The organism is Tsukamurella pseudospumae (genome assembly GCF_001575195.1).
Taxonomy (GTDB): domain Bacteria; phylum Actinomycetota; class Actinomycetes; order Mycobacteriales; family Mycobacteriaceae; genus Tsukamurella; species Tsukamurella pseudospumae.
Map to the genome: position 1 here is coordinate 107111 of NZ_LSRF01000055.1, position 6413 is coordinate 113523.

Annotated in this window: 5 protein-coding genes; 2 read left to right on the forward strand and 3 right to left on the reverse strand. The window is 68.9% G+C overall.

All coding sequences use genetic code 11. The features are described 5' to 3' along the window. Positions 1-106: 106 nt before the first annotated feature. Positions 107-1597, forward strand: a complete 1491-nt coding sequence (locus tag AXK60_RS14385) for a carboxylesterase/lipase family protein (RefSeq protein WP_068571867.1) — start codon at positions 107-109, stop codon at positions 1595-1597. Positions 1598-1607: 10 nt separating this feature from the next. Here the strand turns inward: AXK60_RS14385 and AXK60_RS14390 are convergent, their stop codons facing one another. The 3 genes from AXK60_RS14390 to AXK60_RS14400 form a co-directional block, all read right to left on the reverse strand. Further along, the gene (locus AXK60_RS14390; RefSeq protein ID WP_068571869.1) at positions 1608-2975 is read right to left on the reverse strand and encodes an FAD-dependent oxidoreductase; all 1368 of its coding nucleotides are present in this window, start codon (positions 2973-2975) and stop codon (positions 1608-1610) included. 61 nt (positions 2976-3036) lie between these two features. Continuing rightward, a complete protein-coding gene (locus AXK60_RS14395) occupies positions 3037-4455 on the reverse strand; it encodes a fatty acid desaturase family protein (protein ID WP_068571871.1) in 1419 nt (472 codons plus the stop codon). A gap of 33 nt (positions 4456-4488) precedes the next feature. Continuing rightward, the gene (locus tag AXK60_RS14400; protein WP_068571873.1) at positions 4489-5775 is read right to left on the reverse strand and encodes a fatty acid desaturase family protein; all 1287 of its coding nucleotides are present in this window, start codon (positions 5773-5775) and stop codon (positions 4489-4491) included. Positions 5776-6043: 268 nt separating this feature from the next. Here AXK60_RS14400 and AXK60_RS14405 point away from each other — a divergent pair. Further along, positions 6044-6413 (forward strand): transposase (locus tag AXK60_RS14405; RefSeq protein ID WP_175400032.1); only part of this gene is annotated, 370 nt, incomplete at its 3' end.

The following is a 6413-nucleotide window of genomic DNA, read 5'->3' on the forward strand; positions in this document are numbered from 1 at the left end:
TCGAGGCTAGACCGGCTGGGCCTGCGGCGGGTGGAAGACTCTCCTGCGGAGGGATCACCCGACGGTGTGCGGCCGCGCGCCGCCCACGGACTGGAGGACGATGCGCATGACGGCGGACGGACACCCCGAGGTCGCGACGGACGCGGGCGTGGTCCGGGGCCGCTGGCGGCCGACGACGGGCGGGCGGGGTGCGCCGCGGTCCGCGGCGTTCCTGGGTATCCCCTTCGCGGAGCCGCCCGTGGGTGACCTGCGGTTCGCCGCCCCGGTCCCGAAGGCGCCGTGGGAGGGCGTGCTCGACGCGGCGGCGTACGGGGCCACCGCGCAGCGCGGCGACCCCGGAGTCGTGCTCATTCCCGAGCCGTCGATCCCCGGGGACTCGACGCTCAACGTCAACGTCTTCACGCCCTCGCCGGAACGCCCGGCCGACGGTGCCGGCCTGCCCGTGCTGGTCTGGATCCATGGCGGCGGCTACTTCGCAGGCTCCCCCGCGAGCCCCTGGTACGACGGGCGGAACTTCAACCGCGACGGCGTGGTCACGGTGACGATCTCCTACCGCCTCGGCTTCGACGGCTTCGGGTGGATCGAGGACGCACCGTCGAACCGCGGGGTGCGGGACTGGCTCGCAGCGCTGGATTGGGTGCGGCGCAACATCGCCGCGTTCGGTGGCGACCCCGGCCGCGTCACGATCGCCGGACAGTCCGCGGGCGGCGGCGCGGTTCTGACGCTCCTCGGCATGCCCGTGGCGCAGCACCTGTTCCACGGCGCGATCGCCCTGTCCGGCGTGCTCACCGACGCAACGGCCGCGCGTGCCGAGGCCTTCGGCCGGGACCTCGCGGCGCGGGCCGGCGTCGCACCGACTCGGGCGGGCCTGTCGACGGTGCCCGAGGAGCGCATCCTCGATCTGCAGAAGAAGGCCACGTCGATCGGGATCCGAGGGCTGCGCGCCGCATTCACCCACGGACTGCAGTTGGGGCCCACCGTCGACGGCGACCTGCTCCCCCGCCCCACTACCGAGGCCCTGCGCGGCGGCGCGGGCGCCGACAAACCGCTGGTGATCGGGACCGTCGACGACGAATTCGCGATGGCCTTCACCGAGGGGCCGATGGCCCGGATCACGCCGCTCGTCCCGACCGGTGCGATCCTCGCCGCGCTCGCCGTCCCGAAGCGTCAGCGCGCCCCGTACCTCGCCGCGAACAGCGACATCGCGGCGCGTGGAAAGGCGCGCCTCGCCGGGCGGGCCTTGAGCGACAAGATGTTCCGCGTCAGCGTCCCCCGCATCGCCGGCTTCCGCGGCGACGCGCCGACCTGGACCTACCGGTTCTCCTGGCCGTCAGGGCGATTCGGGCTCGCCGGGCACTGCCTGGATGTGCCCTTCTTCTTCGACTGCCTCGACGGCTCGGCGGTGGAGCCACTCGCCGGAGCCCACCCGCCGCAGTCGCTCTCCGACGAGATCCATTCCGCGGCAGTCGCCTTCGTCACCGCACAGGATCCGGGCTGGCCCCGGAGTACCGCCGGCGGACCCGTCAGCCGCGTCTTCGACCTGCCGAGCACGAACCGGCCCGACGCCTACGCATCGGTGCGGCCGCTGCTGGGCTGAACCGGCCGGATCAGTCCGTAGCCGCCTGCGCCGCGTCGATCATCGCGTCGACACTGGTGAGCTTCACGCGCGGCCGATCGTCCTCCTCCGCGAGGGCGGTCTCGTGCGCGTCGATGGCCATCCATCCGTCGTACTCGACGAGGTTCGGCACGCGCTCGACGACGAGCTTCTCGACCTGGGCACCGTCGAAGTCGCTGCGCGCGAGCCTGCCCTCCGCGACGTCGGCGAGGAGGACGGAGACCGTGTCGCGCGCGCAGTCGCGGTTCGTGGGGATGACGCCCGACGGTCCGCGCTTGATCCAGCCGACCACGTAGTGGCCCGGGAGGGGCGCACCGTCGTACCCGACGATCCGCGAGTCGGCGTTGCGGAACACGCCCCGCTCCGTGTCGAACGGGATGCCGGGGATCGGGGTGCCGTGGTAACCGACGGCGTGGATGACCAGGCCCGCCTCGTGCTCGGCGACCGCGCCGGTGGGCTGCGCCTCGACGGTGCCGTCCTCGCCGAGGGCGAGCTCGTTGGTGGCGATGGAGACCGTGCGAACGGCGTCGTCGCCGCCGATGCCGACCACGGAGCGCAGGAACTTCAGCACGATCCGACGGTCCGCCCCGGTCGGCTCGAGCGCGGCCAGCTTGCGCAGTTGCTTGATGTTGTTGCGCTCCACCGGCGGGCGGGCCTTGTCGCGCTCCTTGTCCTCCGCCGGTACGTCGGCCGGGTCGACGATCACGTCGACGCCCGGCAACTTGTCCAGCTCGGCTACCTCGGAGGGCGTGAACGCGGCCTGCTCCGCGCCGCGACGGCCGAGCACGACGACCTCGCGGATCGCCGAACCGCGCAGCGCCGCCAGCGCGTGCTCGGCCATGTCGGTGCCCTCGAGCTTCTCGGTGCCGGTGACCAGGATCCGGGCCGCGTCGAGCGCGACATTGCCGTTGCCGATGACCACGGCACGCTCGACGCCGAGGTCGACGTCGAGGTCGCGGCGGTCGGGGTGGCCGTTGTACCAGCCGACGAAATCGCTCGACGGGTGGTTACCGGGGAGCCAGGCACCGTCGACCTCGAGCCGCCGGCCGCCGGACGCGCCGATCGCGTAGATCACGGCGTCGTACCACTGCGCGAGCTCGGAGGCCTGGATGTCGGTCGCGACCTCGACATTGCCGAAGTAGCGGAAGTTCTCGTGCTGCGCGGTGCGGTCGAAGATCTTGGTGACCGACTTGATCGCGGGATGGTCGGGCGCGACGCCGTAGCGGACCAGGCCGAACGGCGTGGGCAGCCGGTCGAACACGTCGACCTGCACCTCGATGTCGTCCTGCTCCAACAGGTTCCCGGCGGCGAAGAAGCCCGACGGCCCGGAACCCACGATCGCGACGCGCAAGGGCTTCATCAACAAACACTCCCGACGAGGACGACTCGGCAGTCTTCTTAGGCTGCCCAAAGTAAGAAGTCTACGCCACGCCGGAGCTCCGGCGCCGACGGCGACCCGCACGCTTCGCCTCGGACCGTGCCCGCTTCTCTTCAACCTTGTGCCGCGCTGCCTCGGCGATCGCCGTGCGGAGCCCGACGCGCTCCACCTCGAGCTGCGCGGCGTGCGCCGCCTCGCGGGCGTGCGCCAGGCGGTCCTGCGCCGCCTCCTGGGCGTGCACGAGCCGGTCGTGCGCGTTCTCCTGCGCGAGGACGAACCTGTCCTGCGCGTTCTCCTGGGCGACCACGAGTCGCTCGCGGATCGCGGCGAACCGCAGCTCCGACGCCGTCTCCGGCGCGTCGTCCGCGGTGGCGCGCAGCCAGCGGTCCGGCAGCGAGAGCTTCGCGATGGTGCGCTGGGACAGGTAGTACTGGCGCAGCAGCGGGCCCTCGGTGTACGGGATGTCGTACTTCTCGCAGATCGCCCGCACCTTCACGCTGATCTCCGCGAGCCGGTTCGACGGCAGGTCGGGGAACATGTGGTGCTCGATCTGGTAGCTCAGGTTGCCCGTCATGAAGTCCATGGCGCGGCCGCCCGAGATGTTCGCGCTGCCCAGCATCTGCCGCAGGTACCACTCGCCCGGCGTCTCGTCGACGATGGACTCGGTGGTGAACTTCTCGGCACCGTCGGGGAAGTGCCCGCAGAAGATGACCACGTAGGTCCAGATGTTGCGGACGATGTTCGCCGTGAGGTTCGCCGACAACGTGCGCCCGAAGGAGCCGCCCACCGCCTTGCTGACCGCCGGGTACAGGACGAAGTCCTTACCCAGCTGCCGCGCGGCCTTCACACCCAACTCGCGCAGCTGTTTCCGGGTCTGCGGCCACGGCTTGTTCCCGGCGATGGCCTCGGCCAGCTCGATGTCGTGCAGGGCGATGCCCCACTCGAAGGTGAGCCCGAGGAACAGGTTGTTGAGGAACTGGGCGGACCGCTTGGCCTCCCACTGCTCGTCGCGGGTGACCCGGAGGACGCCGTAGCCGACGTCCAGATCCATGCCCACGACATTGGTGTACTTGTGGTGCAGGAAGTTGTGCGAGTGCTTCCAGTGCGCGCCGGGACAGGCCATGTCCCACTCCCACGTGGTGGAGTGGATCTCGGGATCGTTCATCCAATCCCACTGCCCGTGCATGACGTTGTGCCCGAGCTCCATGTTCTCGATGATCTTGGCGACCCCGAGCATGCCCGCGCCGGCGGCCCAGAACCATCGGCTCTTGGAGCCGAGGATGGTGAGCCGGCCCGCGGCCTCGAGCACGCGCTGCGCCCGGATCACGCCACGGATGTACCGGGCGTCCCGTTCGCCGCGCGACGACTCGACCTCGGCGCGGATGGAGTCCAGCTCCCGCGCGAGCTGCTCGATGTCGGCGTCATCGAGATGTGCGTACTCGCCGACATCAGTGATAGCCACGTGTCTAAGGCTACGCGCGTCCGGCCCGCCCCGTTACTTCGCTGCCGCCAGTTCCTCGACGTGCGAGACGAGGCCGCGACGGTTGCCGTCTGCATCGATCTCGCCCTTGACCACGGTGGTCTCGCCGGACTCGTCGTAGAAGCGCTTGTTCGAGTGCGTCTCGGGCGCATCGTCGACGGTGGCCGTCAGGTACTTGTCCGGCAGCGAGAGCTTGATGACGGTGCGCCAGGACTCCGCGTACTGCTTCCACATCGGCCCGGTGTTGTAGGGCAGGTCGTACTTCTCGCAGATCTCGACCAGGCGCGAGTTGATGTAGTTGTAGCGGTTGGAGGGCAGGTCCGGGTACAGGTGGTGCTCGATCTGCCGACCCAGGTGCCCGGTGATGAAGTGCAGCGCGTTGCTGCCCTCGAAGTTCGCGGTGCCCAGCATCTGACGCAGGTACCACTCGGGGAGGGTCTCGTTATCGATGTCCTCGATGGTGAACTTCTCGGCGTCGTCCGGGAAGTGGCCGCAGAAGATGGTCATGTGATCCCACACGTCGCGCACCGTGTTCGCGACCAGGTTGGCCGAGGCCGCCTTCTTGTAGCCACGGGCGCCGGTGAAGGGCACGGCCATCGCGGGGAACAGGACGTAGTCCTTCGCGGTCTGCTTGGTGATCTTGGTGAGGACCACCTTGAGCCGGCTGCGAAACTCCTCCCAGTCGTACTCGGCGTACTGCTCGCCGCCGTTGAGCGCCGCCTTCATGGCGTTCATCAGCTCGAGGTGCTGCACGGCCTTGCCGTACTGGAAGCCCATCATCAGCGTGAAGTTGTAGATGGGGTTGAACAGCATGTAAGGCTCCCACGGCTGATCGCGCGTGACGCGCAGGATGCCATAGCCGATGTCGTCGTCCATGTCGGTGACGTTGGTGTACTTGTGGTGCATGTAGTTGTGGGTGTGGCGCCAGAACTTGCCGTCCGAGGCGCTGTCCCACTCCCAGCTGGTGGAGTGGATCTCCGGATCGTTCATCCAGTCCCACTGGCCGTGCATGATGTTGTGGCCCAGCTCGTTGTTCTCGATCACCTTCGCGTAGCTCAGGCACGCGGCGGAGGCGGCCCACGCGGCCTTGCCCTTCCAGCCCTTCATGCCGGCGCCCAGCCCGAAGACGCGGCCGGCGGTCTCGGCGATGCGCTGGCTCTTGATGACGCGGCGGATGTACTTCGCATCCTCCTCGCCGCGGCTCTCCTCGATCTCGCGGCGCAGCGCGTCCAGCTCGGCACCGAGCGCCTCGATGTCGGCGTCGGTCAGGTGCGCGTACTCCGCGACGTCAGTGATAGCCACGAGGCGATCCCCAATCGGTACGACCGCAAGCAGCGGCCTCAAGAACAGAACGATTCCACTGTAGCAGCCGAGTAGGACAAAGTCATCGATCTTGTTTCACCTGGGGCGCACGTCACACGTTCGCAGGTCCAGCGAGGGTCGGAGAAACCCGACTAACCTCGGCCTTTCGCGGGTGAGGTCGTGTCGGACATGAAGAAAGGTGCTCTGAGCTGGAAGAATAGGGGTTACCACACCAACCTATTTCCAGTCTCGAAGGAGCACCTTTCTGGTGAGTCAGTCTACGTCCTGCTACCCGAAGGTGTCGGTCGACGCGGCCGGAACGAACCTCGTCTCGCATGCCGGGACAGTGCTGTTGCTTCGTACCGCCGAGACGGTCGGTCTGACCGCGGCTCTGACCAGTGCGTTGATGCCGTGGCGCAAGCCGAACGCGATCCACGATCCGGGGAAGACGGTGCTTGATCTGGCGGTGTCGATCGCGGCGGGCGGGGACTGCCTGGCCGACCTCGATCAGCTCCGCACCCAACCACAGGTGATGGGCCAGGTCGCCTCCGATCCGACGGTGTCGCGGCTGATCACCGCCTTAGCAGGCGATGTCGACGCGGCGTTGGCGGCGATCGCTGCGGCGTCCGCGCAGGCCC

What these genes read in the sequence shown, in the direction of transcription:
- AXK60_RS14385 (WP_068571867.1), top strand. Translation starts at nt 107, where the DNA reads ATGACGGCGGACGGACACCCCGAGGTCGCGACGGACGCGGGCGTGGTC.
- AXK60_RS14390 (WP_068571869.1), bottom strand. Translation starts at nt 2,975, where the DNA reads ATGAAGCCCTTGCGCGTCGCGATCGTGGGTTCCGGGCCGTCGGGCTTC.